Raw genomic sequence first — 20,982 nt, 5'->3', positions numbered from 1 at the left:
TTGATTGAATTAGAGCATGATGGAATTATAGCGATTTACTTAACATTCACTCATTCAAAATTCACTCACTCAATAATAAAAAAAAATGCAATTACAGGATTTACTATATGGTGTAACGATAAAGGAATTGGTTGGCAGAACTGATAGAACGGTTAATGCCTTAAATTTCGATTCACGTAAAGTAACAAATGATGATGCATTCTTCGCAATTGTTGGTACTGCAGCCGATGGTCATCTTTTCATAAACCAAACGGTAGAACAAGGTGCGAAAGTAATCGTTTGCGAAAACCTTCCTGAAATTGATAATTACGATGTAACCTACGTGAAGGTTGATAATACATCTGTTGCCTTAGGGATAATGGCGGGAAATTTTTATGGAAATCCATCAGCAGATTTAAAGCTAATTGGCATTACAGGAACCAACGGTAAAACCACCATTGCAACCATATTATTTAAACTTTTTAAAGATTTAGGTTATAAAACCGGATTACTATCTACGGTAGAAAATTATATAAATGATGTTGTTGTAGCGGCAACGCACACAACGCCAAATCCGATTGCATTAAATGCTTTGCTTCGCGATATGGTAAACGCAGGTTGCGATTATTGCTTTATGGAAGTAAGTTCTCACGCAGTAGCGCAACATCGAATAGAAGGCTTAACATTCTCTGGTGGGGTGTTTTCAAACTTAACACACGACCACCTCGATTTTCATAAAACTTTTGATGAATACCTAAAAGCTAAAAAAGCCTTTTTTGATGTATTACCAAAAACTGCTTTTGCATTAACCAATATCGATGATAAGAATGGTATGGTAATGTTGCAAAATACTAAGGCTTACAAAAAAACTTATGCATTAAAACAACTTGCAGATTTTAAAGCAAAAATTATCGAAAACCAATTTAGCGGTTTGCATTTAGATATTGATAACGAAGATGTTTATTTCAAACTCGTGGGCTCGTTTAATGCGTATAATTTGCTTGCTGTATATGGCACTGCAATTTTGCTAGAACAAGACAAACTTAAAGTATTGACTTTATTAAGTCGTTTGACAGGTGCAGAAGGTCGTTTTGATTACATCGTTTCTCCTGAAAAAGTGATAGGAATTGTAGATTATGCACACACTCCTGATGCGGTTCAAAATGTGTTAAGCACAATTGCAAACATTAGAAAAGGAACGGAACAGGTAATTACCGTTATTGGCTGCGGTGGCGATAGGGATAAAACCAAACGCCCGGTTATGGCTCAGGTTGCTTGCGATTGGAGCGATAAAGTAATCCTTACTTCTGATAACCCTCGTACGGAAGATCCACAAACCATTATCTCTGAAATGGAAGCTGGTGTTTCGCCAACCAACAAACGTAAAACTTTATCCATTTTGGATAGAAAGGAAGCAATAAAAACAGCTTGCCATTTGGCAAAAAGTGGAGATATAATTTTAATTGCCGGTAAAGGGCATGAGAAATACCAGGAAATTAATGGTGTTCGAAACCATTTCGACGATAAAGAAATTTTACTTGAACAATTAAACCCTCGCAGCTAATGTTATATCTATTATTCGAATACCTATATAAGCATTACGATATTCCTGGATTAAGGTTGTTTCAGTACATCACCTTTCGAGCTTCTGTTTCGATAATTTTATCATTAATAATTACCACAGTTTACGGTAGAAGGTTAATAGATTATTTACACAAAAAACAAGTAGGCGAAACCGTTAGAAATTTGGGTTTAGAAGGCCAAATGCAAAAACAAGGAACACCTACAATGGGTGGTATTATTATTTTGCTTGGTATTTTAATTCCAACATTACTATTCGCAAACATAACCAATGTGTATGTAATCCTAATGATTATTACCACGATTTGGATGGGAGCTATTGGCTTTTTAGATGATTATATTAAGGTTTTCAAAAAAAATAAAGAAGGATTAGCCGGAAAATTTAAAGTTGTTGGTCAGGTTGGTTTGGGTTTAATAGTTGGGTGGACAATGTATTACCATCCAAATATTGTAGTAAGAGAAACCGTTCAGGATAATGTTAAAACAACAAATGCTGCACCAATGGTTTTGCGCCAAAAGGGTGAAACATTTTACTATACCCAAGATGTAAAATCAACTAAAACCAACATTCCGTTTTATAAAAATAATGAATTTGATTATGCTAAAGTACTTAAGTTTTTAGGTACAGGTTATGAGAAATATGCATTTTTAGTGTTCCTTGCTTTTACCGTATTTATCATCACTGCAGTTTCAAACGGCGCAAATATTACTGATGGTATTGATGGTTTGGCAACAGGAACATCTGCCGTTATTGGTACAACCCTCGGTATTTTGGCTTACGTATCGGGTAATGTTGGCTTCGCTGATTATTTGAATATTATGTACATCCCCAACTCTGGTGAACTGATGATTTTTGCTGGAGCCTTTGTTGGTGCTTGCGTTGGTTTCTTATGGTACAATTCTTATCCGGCTCAGGTTTTTATGGGCGATACCGGTAGTTTGGCAATCGGTGGCATTATTGCTTCATTCGCCATCATGATTCGTAAAGAATTATTAATACCAATTTTATGCGGCATCTTTTTAATCGAACTGGTGTCTGTGATTCTGCAGGTATCTTATTTTAAATATAGCAAGAAACGATTTGGAGAAGGCAGGCGAATTTTATTAATGGCACCATTGCACCATCACTATCAGAAAAAAGGTTACCATGAAGCCAAAATTGTAACCCGTTTCTGGATTATTGGAATTATGCTCGCCATTATGACCATAGTAACATTGAAATTGAGATAGAATTAGTTTTTCGTAGTTCGTTTTTCGCTTAGAAAAATCGACTACTTTACAAACCAACAACGAATAACTAATAACAAAAAACGAAGTAATGAACACAAATCAAAATAATACATTAAGCAATTCTGAGCCAGCAATGGCAGGGCAGGGCCGTGTTGTTATTTTGGGTGCAGGAGAGAGCGGTGTTGGTGCAGCAAAATTAGCTCTGCAAAAAGGTTTTGATGTTTTTGTTTCCGATTTCGGTGTTATCACAGATAAATATAAAGCAGCATTAGAAAAATTGGGTGTTCCTTTTGAATCAGAAAAACATACAGAAGAACTGATTTTAAATGCATCAGAAGTTATTAAAAGTCCGGGTATTCCTGCAACTGCCCCGATAGTAAAAAAACTGAAGGATAAAGGAATATCAGTTATATCAGAAATTGAATTTGCCAAGAGATATACCAATGCGAAAACTGTTTGTATTACTGGCTCGAATGGAAAATCGACAACCAGTTTACTTACCTATCATATTTTAAAAAACGCCGGAATTAACGTTGGTTTAGCAGGTAATATCGGTAATAGTTTTGCAGCTCAGGTTGCTGATGAAAATTATGATTGGTACGTATTAGAAATATCAAGTTTTATGCTTGATGATATGTTCCAGTTTAAAGCAGATATCGCAGTTCTATTAAATATCACACCCGATCATTTAGATAGATACGATTATAAACTTCAAAATTACGCTGCATCAAAAATGCGGATTATACAAAATCAAACACACAATGATTTTTTTATTTACTGTGCTGATGATGAAGAAAGCTTAAAGGCAATTAGCGGTTTAAACCCTGAAGCCAAAACTTACACCTTTTCAATATTTAATGCAGTTGAAGCAGGTGCTTACTTACAAGTTAATACAATACACATCCTTACAGAACCAAATAAAGAATTTACCATGTCTATTTCAGAATTAGCCTTACAAGGCAAGCACAACATTTATAACTCCATGGCATCGGGAATAATAGCCAAAGTTTTAGAGTTAAGAAATGAGACCATTCGTGAAAGTATGGGCAGTTTCAAAAATATCGAACATAGATTGGAGCATGTTGCCAAAATATCGGGAATTGATTTTATCAATGATAGCAAAGCAACAAATGTAAATTCAACTTGGTACGCCTTAGAAAGTATGACTACCGATGTTGTATTAATTATGGGTGGTGTTGATAAAGGCAACGACTATAATATGCTTAAAGATTTGGTTAAAAGTAAGGTAAAGGCAATTGTATGTTTAGGAAAAGATAACAAGCGAATTCACGACGCTTTTGAAGACGATGTAGAAGTAATTGTAAATACATTTTCGGCCGAAGAAGCGACACAAATTGCTTTCCATTTGGCTAAACGTGGCGATGCAGTTTTACTTTCTCCAGCTTGTGCAAGTTTCGATTTGTTTAAAAACTACGAAGACCGTGGCAATCAATTTAAGGCGGCCGTTAAAGAATTATAAAAGGAGGTTAACAGATGTTCCAAACTTTACTTAATAAAACAAAAGGCGATAGATGGATTTGGTTAATCATCATCCTGCTTTCGCTAATATCTGTAATGGCAGTTTATAGCGCTACAGGTACGCTAGCCTACAAAAGAGGGGAAGCAGTTGAAAAGTTGTTATTAACTAAACACCTCATATTTGTATTGCTAGGTATTGGAATGATTTACATTTCTCATTTATTAGATTATCGCTATTACGCTGGTATATCTAAAATTTTAATGATTGTAACAATTCCCTTATTGCTTTATACGCTAATATTTGGTGCAAATGTAAATGATGCATCTCGTTGGGTAAAGATTCCAGTAATTGGATTAACCTTTCAAACATCCGATTTAGCAAAACTTGCCCTTATTACATTTTTAGCCCGAATGCTTACTAAAAAGCAAGAGAACATTAAGAATGTAAAAGAATCATTCATTCCAATTATGGGTTCGGTTTGTGTTGTCTTCGTTTTAATTGCTTTAGCAAACTTATCAACTGCCTTAATGCTTTTTGGCGTTAGTATTTTACTTTTAATAATAGGTAGAATTAGTATTAAGCAAATTTCATTGGTTTGTGTTGGTGGTGCAATCTTATTAATGTTTGTTGTTTTTTTAGGACCAAGAAGAGCAACTTATGCTTCAAGGATAAAATCTTTTTTGCATCCTGAGATGCAGCATTCAGACAAAACTTTCCAGGCAGACCAGGCAAAAATTGCTTTGGCGACTGGTGGTGTATTTGGCAAAGGACCAGGTAATAGTACACAACGCAATTTCTTGCCACACCCTTACTCTGATTTTATTTTCGCCATTATTATTGAAGAATGGGGAACGTTTGGGGGAGTTGTAATTATGACACTTTACCTGGTGCTTTTGTATCGATGCATAAAAATTGTAACCAGAGCGCCTAAAGCATTCGGAGCGTTACTAGCGGCCGGGTTAAGTTTTAGCTTAACCATACAAGCTTTTGCCAATATGGCTGTAGCGGTTGGTTTAGGTCCGGTAACGGGTGTGCCATTACCATTGGTAAGTATGGGTGGAACATCGATGATATTTACCAGTGTGGCTTTCGGTATCATTTTGAGTGTAAGCCGCGATGTTGAAGAAAATACAGCAGGTAAAACTGGAACAGATAAAGCAAAAGTTAGTAATAAAGTAATAGTTGGAGAAATACCGGCGTTTGGATAGGTAATAAAACCACAAAAGAAACAAAAGAACACAAAACTTATAATGATAGTAAGTAAAGCATATTTAAAGGATTTAACATATCAAGTTAATGGTGCTGCCATTGAAGTGCATAAGGCTTTAGGTGCTGGATTATTAGAAAGCACTTACCATAGATGCATGAAACATGAGCTTAATCTAAGAGGAATATCTTTTGAAACTGAAATGCTGGTGCCTGTTAATTATAAAGGAATGGATATAGATACCAATCTTAGATGCGATTTATTTGTAGAAAATGTTTTAGAAGTTGAATTAAAATCTGTGGATAAAGTGATGCCCATTCATGAGGCTCAAATTATTACTTACATAAAGCTATTATGTTCGCCAAAAGGAATTATTTACAATTTCAATACAGTTAATCTGTATGCCGAAGGACAAAAAACTTATGTTAACGATTTATATAGAATTTTACCAGAATAATACCTTTTGTTAACTATTGTTTCTTTTGTGGTTAACTAAAAATAAATTAAATAAAAATGAATAATTCCCCAAAAATTATCATATCAGGAGGTGGCACAGGCGGGCATATTTTTCCCGCCGTTGCCATTGCCAATGCATTAAAACGCATTGTGCCAGCCTGCGAAATATTATTTGTGGGCGCAACTGGTCGCATGGAAATGGAAAAGGTTCCTGCAGCCGGATATAAAATAATAGGGTTAAATATAAGTGGAATTCAACGGGGTTCAATTGTTAAAAACCTTGCTCTACCTTTTAAAGTTTTAGGTAGTGTGCGCAAAGCAATGCAACTGATAGATGGTTTTAAGCCTGATGCAGTTGTTGGCGTTGGAGGTTATGCTTCTGGGCCACTGTTGTATGCAGCTTCATTAAAGGGAATTCCATATTTAATCCAGGAACAGAACTCGTATGCAGGAATAACCAATAAGTGGTTGGGTAAAAAGGCATCTAAAATTTGTGTTGCATTCGATGAAATGGGACAATTTTTCCCTGCTGATAAGATACTGAAAACGGGTAATCCTGTTCGTCAGGAAGTGATTGATATAAAAGGTAAACATTACTCCGGAGCCGAACTTTTAAAGCTTGACCCTCAGAAAAAGACCATTTTAGTAACAGGTGGAAGTTTAGGAGCAGGTACATTAAATAAAAGCATCGAAAAACACCTTCCTGAAATTTTGGCTCAGGATGTGCAAGTGATCTGGCAAACTGGTAAGTTCTATTACAAAGGAATTATCGAAAGACTGGGGGTAGATTACCATCCAAATGTTCGGGTTTTAGAGTTTCTAAACCGAATGGATTTGGCTTATGCTGCTGCAGATGTAATTATAAGTAGGGCAGGAGCAGGTACAATTGCAGAATTATGTTTAATCAAAAAGCCAGTAATGTTAGTGCCATCGCCTAATGTGGCCGAAGATCATCAAACTAAAAATGCTATGGCTTTGGTAAAAAACAATGCGGCAATATTAATAAATGACAGATCTGCCGAAGATACGCTGGTAACAGAAGCTTTAAGATTGTTAAATGATAAAAACACTTGTGCTACCTTATCTGAGAATATAGGAAAAATGGCACTTCTGAACGCTGATGAAATTATAGCAAATGAAGTTTTAAAATTGCTAAAAAGATAAAAGAACAAAGCTGAAAGAGTAAAGAATCTTGAAGCTATACAAATTAAAAATTAAACGATTTGAAAGAAAGCTTTCAGTTTTAATCTTTCAAATTAAGCTTAAAAAATATGGAATTAAGTAAAATAAATAGGGTGTATTTTGTTGGTATCGGTGGTATCGGTATGAGTGCTATTGCCCGTTATTTTGCTAAACGTGGTCAGGCAGTTTGTGGCTACGATAAAACACGCACCAAGCTTACAGAAACTTTAGAAAGAGAAGGAATCCTAATTTCCTATCTTGATGAACCAGCAGCCTTGCCATGTGCATTTTTAGATAATCATGATGATAGTTTGGTTGTTTACACACCAGCCATTCCTCAAGATTCGAAAATATTAAATCACTTTAAAAATAAAGGTTTCGACCTTAAAAAACGTTCTGAAGTATTGGGGATAATCAGCAAAGGCATGTTTTGTATAGCCGTTGCTGGTACACATGGTAAAACCACAACTTCATCAATTGTAGCCCATATTTTAAAAGATACAGGTTACGATTGTACTGCATTTTTAGGTGGTATTACTAATAATTACAGTAGTAATGTTTTGTTTGGAGATAACAATGTAGTAGTCGTAGAAGCTGATGAATACGATCGCTCGTTTCTAACTTTGCATCCTGATGTAGCAGTAATTACTTCTATGGATGCAGACCATTTGGATATTTATGGTGATAAAAGCAAGCTCGAAGAATCATTTCAATTATTTGCTGCACAAATTAAGCCTAATGGAAACTTATATGCTCATGAGGGCTTGCCTTTAGGTAACAGCACAAGTTATGCGGCAAGTTCAACTGCAGATGCTCGAGCTGAAAACCTTCGTGTAGAAGGCTCAAAGTTTGTTTTTGATTATTATGATGCAAATCATACCATTAAAAATTTAAACTTAATGTTGCCCGGCAAGCATAATGTAGAAAATACAACTGTTGCTATAGCCATTGCATTGCAGTTGGGTATCGATACCGAAAAAATTAAACTCGCAGTTGCTAATTTTAAAGGTGTAAAACGCCGATTTGAATATGTATTTAATAACGATGAACAAATTTATATCGATGATTACGCCCATCATCCTGAAGAATTAAAAGCTTGCTTTGATGCAGTTCGTCAGTTATATCCTGATAAAAAATTATCTGTTGTTTTTCAGCCACATTTGTTTACGCGTACGCGGGATTTTGCTGATGAATTTGCGAAAGTTTTAAGCACTGCTGATGAATTAATGCTTTTAGATATTTATCCTGCAAGGGAATTACCTATAGAGGGCATCAACGCTCAGTATTTGCTCGATAAAATTACTTTATCAGATAAGAAAATTTGTGGAAAAGATTTTGTTATTCAGCATGTTAAACAAACTAAACCTGAATTACTTTTAACAGTTGGTGCAGGTGATATAGATACATTAATCGAACCATTAAAAAATATATTAAACAATGCTTAAGCGGATAAACTGGAGCGCAATTTTTACTGGCTTTGCTTGGCTAATTAGTCTTGCAGGCGTAGTGGTGCTTTTAAGTTTCATCAACATAAAAAAGCAAACCGTTAAGTGTACAGAAGTTAAAATTTTAATTCCTGGAGCAGATAACTTCATCGAGCGAGAAGAAGTTGATCAGATTTTGCGTGAAGATCAGGGCGTTTTGGTGGGCCGCAACCTGGAGCAAATCAATATTCATCAAATTGAGAAAAAACTACAATCAAATCCATATATCGGTTTTGCTAAAGTTTATGCAGATATGGATGGCGTGCTAAGCATCGAGATTAAACAAAGACAACCTGTACTTAGGATTTTAAACGCCTCAGGACAGGATTTTTATATTGATAACGATGGTTTAAAAATGCCAATTTCACCAAATTTCACCGCAAATGTACTTGTTGCTACCGGAAATATTCAGGAAGTTTTCGGCACTCGAGTTGATACTTTGAGAACGCAAATGGCTCGTGATTTATATAAAACAGCTCAATACATAAAACAAGACACACTTTGGGATAATCAAATTGAACAAATTGTTGTTGATGCAAAAAACGATATAGAATTAATACCAAGAGTTGGCAACCAACGTATAATATTGGGTAGCGCTGATTCTATCGATAAGAAAATGAAAAACTTATTGGTTTTTTACAAAAAGGCAATGCCGCAAGTAGGCTGGGAAACGTACAGAACAATAAACATTAAGTACACCAATCAAATCGTTTGCGAGAAAAGAGATTCAACATTAATTGCAAAAAGAACTAAAATATTTACCGCTGCAGATAGCGTTAACATAACAAGAAAAGTTTCTGATTCGTTGATAAGAGATGTTATCGCTGACGCTATAAAAAATGGTGATAACGTAGATGATAATGTACCTGATAAACCGGTTGTAGCGGCAATAAAACCAAAAGCAACAACTGTGGTTAAACCAAAAACCGTAACAGCTAAACCTGAGGTTAAAAAGGAAAAACCGAAAACAACTGAGGTTAAAGCGGAAGCAAAAAAGACAAATCAACCGCAAAAGACTACGGTAAAACCGAAGGCTGATGCAAGTAAAAAAGTGACAGATAAGAATTAAAAAGATCCCTCTGATAACAAAATATATAACTCAACAAAATTAACGAATATGGACAAGGCAAAATTTACCAGTCAGTCTCCAATTGTAGTTGGCCTGGATATCGGTACTACAAAAATATGTGTTATTGTAGGCCGCAGAACACAGCATGGCAAAATAGAAGTTTTAGGCATTGGCAAAGCCGAATCTGCAGGTGTAACGCGTGGGGTGGTTTCTAACATTCAAAAAACCGTTCAAGGTATAGCGCAGGCTGTAGAAATTGCCAGCGGACAATCAAATGTAGAGATACAGGTGGTTAATGTTGGTATTGCTGGTCAGCACATAAAAAGCCTACAGCATCGCGGTATTTTAACCAGAAGGGAATTAAATAACGAAATAGGTAAAAAAGATATCGATAAGTTAATCGATGATATGTTTAAGCTGGTTATGCCTCCAGGCGAGGAAATTATCCATGTTTTACCACAAGAATTTACCATTGATAATGAACCGGGTATTAAAGACCCAATAGGAATGGCTGGTGTTCGTTTAGAAGCGAATTTCCATATTATTTCTGGTCAGGTTACCGCAGTTAAAAACATTATTAAATGCGTCAATAATGCAGGCTTGCAAACACAAGATTTAATTCTTGAGCCATTAGCTTCTTCTGAATCGGTGTTGAGCGATGAAGAAAAAGAAGCTGGTATTGCATTGGTTGATATTGGTGGTGGTACAACAGATATTGCAATTTTTCATGAGGGCATCATTCGTCATACAGCCGTTATTCCATTTGGTGGCAATAGCGTAACGGAAGATATCCGCGAAGGTTGTTCTGTAATGCGCAACCAGGCCGAACTATTAAAAACGCGTTTCGGTTCTGCCTTGGCCGAGGAGAATAAAGAGAACGAAATAATTTGTGTGCCAGGATTGCGTGGTAGAGAACCTAAAGAAATTTCAGTTAAAAACCTGGCCTATGTAATTCAAGCTCGTATGGAAGAAATTATCGAGCATGTGTATTATGAGATTAAAGCATCAGGTTACGAGAAAAAATTAATAGGAGGTATAGTTATTACGGGTGGCGGTGCATTGCTAAAACATTTAAGTCAGGCGGTTGAGTATGTAACAGGTTTAGATTGCCGTATTGGATATCCAAATGAGCATTTATCTAAGTATGAAGATATGCCAAAAACCATTTACGATGATTTGAAAAGTCCAATGTACGCAACCAGTGTTGGTTTATTAATCAAGGGAATTCAAAAAGCTGAAGAGCTTATCGAAGAAATGAAACAACCAGGTGTTTTTGTAGAGAAGCCTAAAACCGCTAAAGAAAAAGAAAAACGCGGACCAGGTTTGTTTGATAAATTGCTTGCTAAAACCAGAACTTTCATTCAGGATGATATGGACGTTAGTGATGAAGATTACCTGAAAGGCTAATTCTTTTTCAACAAAAGATGAGTTTTCCACATTATGAACAGTTGTGGAAAACCTATGTGGAAAAAGTGTTAATATTACGTTTGGTAATGAACAGAATTTAAGAATTTTAAACAACTGATTCATAAGATTATGCAGTTCGAAATGTTAAAAGATAAGTCGTCAATCATCAAAGTAATTGGTGTTGGGGGCGGTGGCGGCAACGCAGTTAACCATATGTACCTATCGGGTATTACTGGTGTGGATTTTATTATTTGTAATACCGATGCTCAGGCATTGGAATCAAGTCCTATTCCAAACAAAGTTCAATTGGGTGCAAGCTTAACTGAAGGAATGGGTGCTGGTTCTATTCCTGAAGTTGGTAAAAACTCAGCAATTGAGAATATAGATGATATCAAAGCCATGCTTGGTAGCACAACTAAAATGTTGTTCATAACTGCGGGTATGGGTGGTGGTACAGGTACGGGCGCTAGTCCGATTATTGCCAAAGCTGCCAAAGAATTGGATATTTTAACTGTCGCAATCATAACCACACCATTCTCTTTCGAAGGTAAGCGACGTAGGTTGCAGGCCGATGAAGGTATGGAAGAGTTGAAGAAATACGTAGATTCTTATCTGGTAATTTCTAATGATAGGCTACGCGAAATTTTCGGCAACTTAACTTTAGGTTCTGCATTTGGTCAGGCTGATGATATTTTAACAACAGCTGCGAAAGGTATAGCCGAAATTATTACAGTACCAGGTTACATCAACGTTGATTTTAAAGATGTGCGTACCGTTATGAAAGATAGCGGTGTAGCCATTATGGGTAGCTTTGCTGCAGATGGTGAAGACCGTGCTTTACAAGCTGTGGAAGGTGCTTTAGCATCACCATTATTAAAAGATAATGAGATTGAAGGTGCACGTTATATCCTATTGAACATTAGTTCTGGTTTACGTGAAGTAACTATGGATGAAGTTTCGATAATTACAGATTATATTCAAGATAAAGCAGGTTTATCGGCAGATTTAATTTGGGGTAACTGTACGGACGAATCTTTAGAAGATAAACTTTCAGTAACGATAATTGCAACTGGTTTCCAAACCTCAGAGCAACGTGTCAACGAAGAAAAAAACAAAAAGAAAATTTCACTTTTAACGCCAGAAGAAGCACCACTTGTTCGTGCTGTCGAACCGGTAAATTCTTTTATTCAGCCTAAATCAGTTCCGTCTTACGAGCCTGTTTTAAAAGCTAAGGAAGAAGCACCACAAGCTGATTTATTTGGTGGAATGTTTAGTAAACCAGAAGCACCAAAATATCAGGAGCCTGAGAACAATGTTGTTCGTCATACTTTAGTGGAAGAAGAATCGCAAGCAGAAGCACCAGTAGAAACTGGTTTTGAATTTGAAATTAAGGTATCTGAAACACAATTTGTATTCGAACCAATTGAGGAAGTTCAGGCGCCTGAACCAGAGCCAGTTGCGGGATTGGATGATAATCAGAATGATGAATCGGTAGAAGAACAATTAAAAAAATCGAGAGAGCGTATTATGCGTTTAAAAGATTTAAGTATGAAGCTTCGTACAACCAATGGCTTACAAGAATTGGAAAATGAACCAGCTTACAAACGCAAACAAATGCAATTGCAACAAGTTCAACATTCCTCAGAATCGCAAATTAGTCGTTTCACTTTAAGCAACGATGAAGATGGCGGAACGGAAATTAAACCGAACAATTCTTTCTTGCATGATAATGTTGATTAATATAAACCAAATATAATTTTAAGGCCTCGATTTAACATCGGGGCTTTTTTGGCATAAAATTAGATTGTTAATTTTCTTTAATTGACATCGCAAAGATGAATCGGGTTGATTTTAAGCTGAATAAACCTTAAATTCGCAACAATTTAAATACAATAAACACATATTACATTGGATATATTTGATAAGATAACGAAACACATGGGTCCATTAGGGCAACACCAAAAATGGTCTCATGGGTATTTCTCGTTTCCAAAATTAGAAGGAGAAATTGCACCACACATGCAGTTTAACGGAAAAGAACATTTGGTTTGGAGCTTAAACAATTATTTAGGTTTGGCCAATCATCCAGAAGTTAGAAAAGCAGATGAAGAAGCAGCCGCAAAATTTGGAATGGCCTATCCAATGGGTGCTCGTATGATGAGTGGAAACTCAAAATACCATGAGCAGTTGGAACAGGAATTAGCAGAATTTGTTGGTAAACCTGATGCATTTTTATTGAATTTTGGTTACCAAGGTATGGTTTCCATCATCGATACGTTGGTTGATAGGAATGATGTTGTGGTTTATGATGCAGAATCTCATGCTTGTATCGTAGATGGTTTACGTTTGCATATGGGTAAGCGTTTTGTGTACAAACATAATGATGTAGATAGTGCTCGCAAACAATTAGAGCGTGCTACAAAATTAGTTGAAGAAACTGGTGGTGGTATTCTATTAATTACTGAAGGCGTTTTCGGAATGAGTGGTGCTCAAGGGAAGCTAAAAGAAATTATAGAACTTAAAAAGGAATTTACTTTCAGAATTTTAGTTGATGATGCGCATGGTTTTGGTACAATGGGTAAAACTGGTGCCGGAACTCACGAAGCACAAGATTGTATAGAAGAGGTAGATGTTTATTTCTCAACTTTCGCAAAATCGATGGCTGGTATTGGTGCCTTTGTTGCTTCAACGGTTGATATCACGAACTTTCTAAGATACAACATGCGTTCGCAAACTTTTGCCAAAGCATTGCCAATGCCAATGGTTATCGGTTTGTTAAAACGTTTGGAACTTTTGAAAACGAAACCTGAACTTAAAGATAAACTTTGGGAAATAGCGATGGCCTTACAAAAAGGTTTACGCGAACGTGGCTTAGATTTAGGTATTACGGATACGGTTGTAACACCAGTTTTCTTAAAAGGTGAATTATCTGATGCAACGGCCATCACTTACGATTTACGTGAGAACTATGGTATCTTTTGTTCAATTGTAATTTTTCCGGTTATTCCAAAGGGTTTAATAGAGTTACGTCTTATTCCGACTGCAGTTCATACGCTTGAGGATGTTCAACGTACACTTGATGCATTTAGCGAAGTTGCGGAAAAGTTGGAAAATGGTTATTACAAAGAAAATCAGTTTGCTGCAGTTTGAGCATCTATAGAAATTTTACAATGCCCTTTAATTTATATTAAAGGGCATTTTTTATTGTAGATTATCTCTATTTATCTGTTTTACAGTATTTTATCGCTTTATTTCTTTTGATTTATACTCTTAATTATGTTTGGTGTGGAAAAAATGCAAACTAACACGCTGATTTTGTGGGCTTAAAAGTTTTTTTATTTAATTAAACACATTAAATTAGAGTTAGAAATTAAACCTAAAATTTACAGGAGCCACAAAAAAATGAAAAAATTCGAAGAAGTAAAAAGTTTAGTAGCAGCTTTGGAAGCTGACGCAGACAAATTTTATAATAAGGGTAACAGTGCAGCTGGTACTAGAATACGTAAAGGCATGCAAGATTTAAAAAATTTAGCGCAAGCCATCCGCTTAGAAGTTCAGGATGCAAAAAATAAGGCATAAGCTATTATAGCATATTAATGAAAGGGGTTACTCAAATATATATTGAGTAACCCTTTTTTATATACCAACCGACTTCGGTTCTTAAACTTAATATTTTGCTGTTTTATCCCAGTATTGCTTTTAAGACACGTCTTGCTGAATTTATTTCAGGATCTTACCTGCAAAAAAGACCTTGAAATAAATTCAGGGTACCTTCAACTATGAAATACATTTAAGTTATCATAACATTTGCTATCTCTAATTGTAATTTTACCTAATTTATATTCCTATACGGAGTATCTCTGCGCAAACGTTTGTTCGTAAAAATATCTTCTCCTGATATTATTAAGCAAATATCATAAAATACAATAACAATCCTAAAACCTTCCGTATTTCCCGGATTATTTACGCTCCGTTATTTTATAGAACATTTTTGAAAGTATAAGATCAATCTTTATTCAACTACAAAGTTATACTGAGTTAGAATACAGAATTATGCGTTTTTAAAACCTTTAATTTTCGGTAAGTCAAACGTTTGTCTGCATTTTGTAGTTGCAAAAACTGCCCCTCCTTTGCTATTTAATATATTTTTACCATAACTAAACAATAAACTAACTAAATGTCTTATGGTAAAAAAATTAAAAGAAAAATATTTCTGACCAGTATTTTTGTTTTTCTATCACTAATCAGCTTTGCGCAAATTAGCATAAAAGGTGTTTTGAAAGATAGTAGTGGACAACCACTCCCGGGTGTAAGCGTTCGCGTAAAAGGAACTTCAGTTGGGGCAGCAACTAGTCCTGATGGAATTTACGTTATTAGCGCACCTTCTAATTCTATCCTTACCTTCTCTTGTGGGATACAATACGCAAGAGGTGATAATAAATGATAGGGCTGAAATTAATGTAACGCTTACAGATGCTCCATCATCCAATTTAGATGATGTTGTAGTTGTAGGTTATGGTACTCAAAAGAAGGTTAATCTCTCAGGTGCTGTGAATACGGTGAGTACTAAGGCAATCGTTAACAGACCTACAACCTCGCTTATTAATGCACTACAAGGAACCGTTCCTGGAATGGCTATAAAATCTACTCCGGGCGATGTGGGAGCTGATTTGGGAAGTATAAATGTGAGAGGAAGAGGTAACTTAGGTGCTTCAGAACCGCTTTATTTAGTAGATGGCGTAATTGTACCAGCCGGCGATTTTGCTCGTATTAATTCAAACGATGTCGAAAATATCTCGGTATTAAAAGATGCTTCATCATCATCAATTTATGGCTCCAGAGCAGCTTATGGGGTAATTTTAGTTACGACAAAAAAAGGAAGTGGTGCAGCAAAAGTTACTTACAACGCTTATTATGGCAATCAAACTGCTCTGTATCTTCCTGATTTTGTAGGTGCTTACGATTATGCGATACTAAGAAATGAAGCTGCTTCAAATGCAGGAAAATCTGCAGTTTATTCTGCAGCAGTATTAGATATCATCAAAAATCAGTCAGACCCTGATAGATATCCAGATAATGATTGGTTTGCATTAACACTTAAGAAAAATGCTCCAATGATGGAACATCAACTTAATATTTCAGGAGGAGAAAAAACCAGGTATTATTTAAGTGGTGCATATTTTACTCAGAATTCATTAATCCCCGGTAAAGATTTAAAGCGATATTCTTTAAGAACAAATATAGAAACGCAAGTTTCGGAGAAATTTAAAATCAGTACAAATTTATCGTTTGTAAGAGATGGTTTCGATAACGAAAAAGGCGCAATTAATTTTACTACCTTATCAAGAGAAACACCTCTTTTAGTAGCTAGGCAGAGCAACGGTCAATGGGGAAGTGTTAATGGCGGTATTATTGATGCAACTCTAGCCCGTGATAACACTTTAAGAAAGTTAGAAGAAGGTGGAAGAAATTCTTATAACACAAACCGTTTTATTGGTAATTTAAATGGTACCTACACTCCGGTAAAAGGTTTAGAAATCGGTGGTTTATTTTCTTACAATTTCTACAATACCTTAAATAGCGCATTCATTAACACAATGAATCCTATCAATAATTTCTTTACAGGATTACCAATTGCAAGTACTGCGGTCACTACCAATCAACTAACAGAATCTTGGGAAAACACTGGTAGAATGTTAGCACAAACAACTGCTAATTATGAAAAAACAGTGGGTAAGCATTATTTTAAAGCTTTGGTAGGTGCATCTTACGAGAATTATAATAATCGGACAATCAGTACCATCCGCAAAAACTTTGTAAATAACGATTTGAATGCAATTAATGGTGGTTCGCAATTACCAGAAAATACAACCGCCAGCGGAGGAATTCAACAACGTGCTTTTGCTTCAGTTTTTGGTCGATTAAACTATTCATTTAATGATACATACTTATTTGAAGCGAGTTTAAGAAACGATGCATCTTCTCAATTTGCCCCAGGTAATAGAAGTGGTTTATATCCATCGTTTTCTGCTGCTTGGCGTATTTCGAAAGAAGGTTTTATGCAAGATGTTAAAGCCGTTAATGAATTGAAACTAAGATTATCATACGGTAAATTGGGTAATATCAACAATGTTGGTAATTATGATTTCTACGATGGTTTAAATACCGGTACCGTGGTTATTTTGGATTAAACGAAGCAAGATGGCGTTTATCCGGGTAAAATATTTAATAGTTTGCTTAGTTGGGAAAAGGTTGATATGTACAATGCCGGTTTAGATGCTACTTTGTTTAAATCTTTCAACTTGCAAGTAGATGTATTTAACAGGTTAACAAAAGATATTTTGCTGTCTAATCCAAATATCCCATCAGAAGCAGGATTGGCTTCGGGTGAAGCACCGTCTATAAATCTTGGTCAGGTTAGGAACAGTGGATTTGAACTTTCGTTAAGTTACAATGGAAAAGTAAATGATTTTACCTATTCAATTGGTGGTAACGTAAGTAAAATTTGGAATAAAGTAATCGAGTTAGGCGGCACCAATGAAACACCACCAAGTGGATATTACATCAATAGGGTAGGTCAGGCTATCGGTTCATTTTATATGTACCAATCTGATGGTTTATTTTCTTCAAATGCTGAAGTTGCATCACATGCATTTCAATCTACAGCAACTAAAGCTGGTGATATTAAATATGTTGACCAAAATGGTGATAAAAAAATTGATGGAAATGATCGTGTAATTACCGGTAATGATGTTCCTTACTTTATATATGGAATCAACTTTACGGCAAATTATAAGAACTTCGATTTATCTGTTTTGGGTCAGGGTGTTAACGATGTAAAAGTGTATTTGGAGAATGAGGCATCTCAAGCATTTTTTAATAGTGCTGGTGCAAAATCTTATGTTTTAGATAGGTGGACTGCCGATAATCCAAACCCAAATGCAGCATACCCAAGAGTTTTAAGCTCGGCAGATAATAGTCAAAACCTTGTTCAGTGTGATTTTTGGCTCTTTAACGCTGATTATTTCAGGGTAAAAACAATTGCTTTAGGTTTCAGCTTACCGAAAAAAGTTTTAGATAAATTAAAAATTGGAGCTTTAAGAGTTTACGCTTCGAGTAACAATCCATTTACGATAAGAGGAGATAAGCGATTGAAAGATTTCGATCCTGAAACACCTTCAGCAAGAGCATCTTATCCAACATTAAAAACCTATTCATTCGGCATAAACCTAACCCTATAAACACATGAAAAAGATATTTTATATAACATTTGTTTTTGCAGTAATCGCAATGGGTGGCTGCAAAAAATCAGATTTGGATTATGTTCCACAAGATCAATTATCCAGTAATTCCTTCTGGAAGACCGAAAAGGATGCTACACTAGCTTTAAATGCTTGCTATGGTTATTTTAGTAATGCCTATACCAATGCTTATGACGATGGCTCAACCGATAATGCTTATGCACAATACCCTTGGGAAAGCAATGCCACGCCTATTGCAGCAGGGAATATAAATGCAACAATAGACCAAGGATATGGAAGTAGGTATGTGTATATCAGACGGTATAATTATTTTTTGGATAATGTAGCTAAGGCACCACTATCTGCAGCAGTAATGAAAAGGTTTGTTGCTGAAGCAAAAGTGCTTAGGGCAATAACTTATTATGATTTAGCCAGGATTTTTGGACCAGTACCTTTGTTAAAAACTGCATATGCCGAAGCATCAGAAACTGCTGTTACGCCAACGCCGGAAGCCGATGTTATTAATTTTGCTATAAGCGAAATACAATCTGCTGTAGCTGATTTAAACCCAGCAATTGTACAAAGTGGAAGAATAACCTCTGGAGCTGCATGGGCATTTTTAGCTAGAATACAACTCCAATATCAGAAATATGGTAATGCAGTAATTAGTGCAGAAAAAGTAAAATCTTTGGGTTATCAACTTTTCAGAAAAAATACCTTAACTGCTGATGATTTGACTGATGATTTTAGCAATTACCTAACATTTGCTAATGCGGCCGAAAGGGACAAATTCTATAAAGGATTGGCCAGTTATGAACAACAATTCTGGGCGGCTAATGAATTAGATAATAAAGAATTAATTCTGGCTTCACAAAATATTTCCAACTCATCTTATGATTATGGAAATGGTTTAAGAACCTTATTTCCGTCGAGTGACTTGGGAGGATGGAGTTCAATTACCCCAACTCAAGATTTAGTGAATGCTTATTGGACACGCAATGGTGATGTATTTACTCCACCTGCAGCAAATGTTAGAGCAACAAATTATAATAGCGGAAAACCAAATGCTGCTTATATTGATGAATTTAAGAACCGTGATACCAGATTATATGCATCCATTTTATTTCCTGGAACACCATGGGGAAGAATTAATGCAGGTTATAGCTTTGCCTGGGGTAAAGGCGGTGGAAATAACAGTGCAACAGGATACAATTTCAAAAAATTGGTAGATCCATCACCAGAAAGTTCTCAAAATGAATGGGATGGTGCTCAGGATTTTCCAATAATAAGATACGCAGAGGTTTTGTTAGCATTTGCGGAAGCTAAAAACGAATTGATTGGTCCTGATGCAACAATTTATGCAGCACTTGATGATATCAGAACCAGATCAGGTATGCCTGCCGTAAATCAAACAGCAATAAATACAAAAGAAAAGCTACGCGATTTTATTAGAAATGAGCGAAGAATAGAATTGGCTGGTGAGGGACAAAGGTATTCGGATATTCGACGTTGGAATATTGCTAAAGATGTTATGAAAACAACTTACGACATTACAAATAGCATTGTACAAACCAGGGTTTGGGATAATAAATTTATGTTAATGCCTTACCCACAAACTGCAATAGATAGAAATGCTAATTTAAAAACCGCTCAGAGTACGAAGGGTTACTAATAAAATTGAAAAGCGTCCTAATATTAAATTGGGACGCTTTTTGTTTAATGTTTTTAAGCTATAACCTTTAATTTTTCTATTTCCTTTACTATCAGATTTTCTAGTGTTGAGCTTGCTTTAATAAGTGGTAACCTTACTGTATCGCCGCAAACGCCTAAGTGTTTCAAAGCTGCTTTTATCCCGGCAGGATTACCTTCTGCAAAAGCTAATCTTGTAAATTCTACCAAACTTAAATGAGCTGGTTGAGCTGCCTTAAAATCTCCTGCCAAACATTGCTTAACCATAGTAGAAAATGGTTTAGGCACGGCATTCGCAATAACAGAAATAATTCCTGATGCACCTAAAGCAATCATTGGCAAAGTAATAGGATCATCTCCAGAAATCAATAAAAAGTCTTCAGGTTTATCTCTCATTATTTGATTAAACTGATCAAAACTTCCCGAAGCTTCTTTTGTTGCTATGATTTTTTTAAAATCATGCGCCAACCGGCAGGTTGTTTCAGGGCTCATATTGCTCATCGTACGGCCAGGAACGTTGTAAAGGATTAAATCTAGCGGAGAAATTTCTGCCAAATATTTATAATGCTGGTAAATACCTTCTTGTGTAGGTTTGTTGTAATATGGACTAACAGAAAGTATTGCACTGTAACCTGTTGTATCAAAAGCTTTAATATCTTCAGCAACCGCTAAAGTATTATTACCGCCAATGCCTGCAACCAAAGGCAACCTGTTGTTGTTAATTTCAGCAGTATAGGCCCACACCTTCTTCTTCTCATCCTTGGTCATCGTAGCGGTTTCGCCGGTTGTACCCAAAGAAACGAGATAATTTATCCCTCCGTCTATCAAATAATTAATCAGGTTTTTTAAACCATCATAATCAACTGACCCATCTGTGTTAAAAGGCGTAACTAATGCTACACCAGTTCCCTGAAATTTGTTCATTTTTTGTTTGTAATTATTGAATTTCGAATGAAAGTCTAAGTGAATATAATAAC

The 20,982-nt window shown here is 35.8% G+C and carries 17 protein-coding genes; 16 read left to right on the top strand and 1 reads right to left on the bottom strand.

Features of this window, described 5'->3' with window-relative positions:
- Nucleotides 1-85: 85 nt before the first annotated feature.
- The 16 genes from ACFOWA_RS16295 to ACFOWA_RS16220 all read left to right on the top strand — a co-directional run bounded on the left by ACFOWA_RS16295 (nucleotide 86) and on the right by ACFOWA_RS16220 (nucleotide 19,988).
- Nucleotides 86-1,543, top strand: a complete 1,458-nt coding sequence (locus ACFOWA_RS16295) for a UDP-N-acetylmuramoyl-L-alanyl-D-glutamate--2,6-diaminopimelate ligase (RefSeq protein WP_378986988.1) — start codon at nucleotides 86-88, stop codon at nucleotides 1,541-1,543.
- Nucleotides 1,543-2,790: a phospho-N-acetylmuramoyl-pentapeptide-transferase gene (gene mraY, locus ACFOWA_RS16290; RefSeq protein WP_378986985.1), complete on the top strand. Its 1,248-nt coding sequence runs from the start codon at nucleotides 1,543-1,545 to the stop codon at nucleotides 2,788-2,790. The genes ACFOWA_RS16295 and mraY overlap by 1 nt, the downstream gene beginning before the upstream one ends.
- Before the next feature lie 88 nt (nucleotides 2,791-2,878).
- The gene (gene murD, locus ACFOWA_RS16285) at nucleotides 2,879-4,270 is read left to right on the top strand and encodes a UDP-N-acetylmuramoyl-L-alanine--D-glutamate ligase (RefSeq protein WP_378986982.1); all 1,392 of its coding nucleotides are present in this window, start codon (nucleotides 2,879-2,881) and stop codon (nucleotides 4,268-4,270) included.
- Nucleotides 4,271-4,284: 14 nt separating this feature from the next.
- The gene (locus tag ACFOWA_RS16280) at nucleotides 4,285-5,478 is read left to right on the top strand and encodes an FtsW/RodA/SpoVE family cell cycle protein (protein WP_378986980.1); all 1,194 of its coding nucleotides are present in this window, start codon (nucleotides 4,285-4,287) and stop codon (nucleotides 5,476-5,478) included.
- 42 nt (nucleotides 5,479-5,520) lie between these two features.
- Nucleotides 5,521-5,934, top strand: a complete 414-nt coding sequence (locus tag ACFOWA_RS16275; RefSeq protein WP_378986978.1) for a GxxExxY protein — start codon at nucleotides 5,521-5,523, stop codon at nucleotides 5,932-5,934.
- Nucleotides 5,935-5,990: 56 nt separating this feature from the next.
- Complete coding sequence (murG, locus tag ACFOWA_RS16270) at nucleotides 5,991-7,097, top strand: undecaprenyldiphospho-muramoylpentapeptide beta-N-acetylglucosaminyltransferase (protein ID WP_378986976.1); 1,107 nt, start codon at nucleotides 5,991-5,993, stop codon at nucleotides 7,095-7,097.
- A 107-nt stretch (nucleotides 7,098-7,204) separates the two neighbouring features.
- Complete coding sequence (gene murC / locus ACFOWA_RS16265) at nucleotides 7,205-8,560, top strand: UDP-N-acetylmuramate--L-alanine ligase (protein WP_378986974.1); 1,356 nt, start codon at nucleotides 7,205-7,207, stop codon at nucleotides 8,558-8,560.
- Nucleotides 8,553-9,668, top strand: a complete 1,116-nt coding sequence (locus ACFOWA_RS16260) for a cell division protein FtsQ/DivIB (protein WP_378986972.1) — start codon at nucleotides 8,553-8,555, stop codon at nucleotides 9,666-9,668. The genes murC and ACFOWA_RS16260 overlap by 8 nt, the downstream gene beginning before the upstream one ends.
- Before the next feature lie 48 nt (nucleotides 9,669-9,716).
- Nucleotides 9,717-11,075 carry a cell division protein FtsA gene (gene ftsA / locus ACFOWA_RS16255; RefSeq protein ID WP_056871442.1) on the top strand — a complete coding sequence of 453 codons (1,359 nt, stop codon included), beginning with the start codon at nucleotides 9,717-9,719 and terminating at the stop codon, nucleotides 11,073-11,075.
- Between the two features lie 129 nt (nucleotides 11,076-11,204).
- Nucleotides 11,205-12,815: a cell division protein FtsZ gene (ftsZ, locus tag ACFOWA_RS16250; protein WP_378986969.1), complete on the top strand. Its 1,611-nt coding sequence runs from the start codon at nucleotides 11,205-11,207 to the stop codon at nucleotides 12,813-12,815.
- A 168-nt stretch (nucleotides 12,816-12,983) separates the two neighbouring features.
- Complete coding sequence (locus tag ACFOWA_RS16245) at nucleotides 12,984-14,225, top strand: aminotransferase class I/II-fold pyridoxal phosphate-dependent enzyme (RefSeq protein WP_378986967.1); 1,242 nt, start codon at nucleotides 12,984-12,986, stop codon at nucleotides 14,223-14,225.
- Nucleotides 14,226-14,477: 252 nt separating this feature from the next.
- Entirely contained in the window at nucleotides 14,478-14,654 is a 177-nt protein-coding gene (locus ACFOWA_RS16240; protein ID WP_123205567.1) for a histone H1, read from the top strand.
- 598 nt (nucleotides 14,655-15,252) lie between these two features.
- Nucleotides 15,253-15,519 (top strand): carboxypeptidase-like regulatory domain-containing protein, encoded by a 267-nt coding sequence (locus ACFOWA_RS16235; protein WP_378986965.1) that lies wholly within the window; start codon nucleotides 15,253-15,255, stop codon nucleotides 15,517-15,519.
- Nucleotides 15,485-17,266: a SusC/RagA family TonB-linked outer membrane protein gene (locus ACFOWA_RS16230; protein ID WP_378986963.1), complete on the top strand. Its 1,782-nt coding sequence runs from the start codon at nucleotides 15,485-15,487 to the stop codon at nucleotides 17,264-17,266. The genes ACFOWA_RS16235 and ACFOWA_RS16230 overlap by 35 nt, the downstream gene beginning before the upstream one ends.
- A gap of 42 nt (nucleotides 17,267-17,308) precedes the next feature.
- Nucleotides 17,309-18,316, top strand: coding sequence for a hypothetical protein (locus tag ACFOWA_RS16225; RefSeq protein ID WP_378986961.1), 1,008 nt, complete (start codon nucleotides 17,309-17,311; stop codon nucleotides 18,314-18,316).
- 4 nt (nucleotides 18,317-18,320) lie between these two features.
- A complete protein-coding gene (locus ACFOWA_RS16220; protein WP_378986959.1) occupies nucleotides 18,321-19,988 on the top strand; it encodes a RagB/SusD family nutrient uptake outer membrane protein in 1,668 nt (555 codons plus the stop codon).
- Nucleotides 19,989-20,041: 53 nt separating this feature from the next.
- On the opposite strand, the gene dapA is transcribed toward ACFOWA_RS16220, so the two are convergent.
- Entirely contained in the window at nucleotides 20,042-20,929 is an 888-nt protein-coding gene (gene dapA / locus ACFOWA_RS16215; RefSeq protein WP_378986957.1) for a 4-hydroxy-tetrahydrodipicolinate synthase, read from the bottom strand.
- Nucleotides 20,930-20,982 lie beyond the last annotated feature (53 nt).

This window comes from Pedobacter lithocola (assembly GCF_042650845.1).
Taxonomy (GTDB): Bacteria; Bacteroidota; Bacteroidia; order Sphingobacteriales; family Sphingobacteriaceae; genus Pedobacter; species Pedobacter lithocola.
This window is presented reverse-complemented; position numbering and strand designations above follow the sequence as displayed.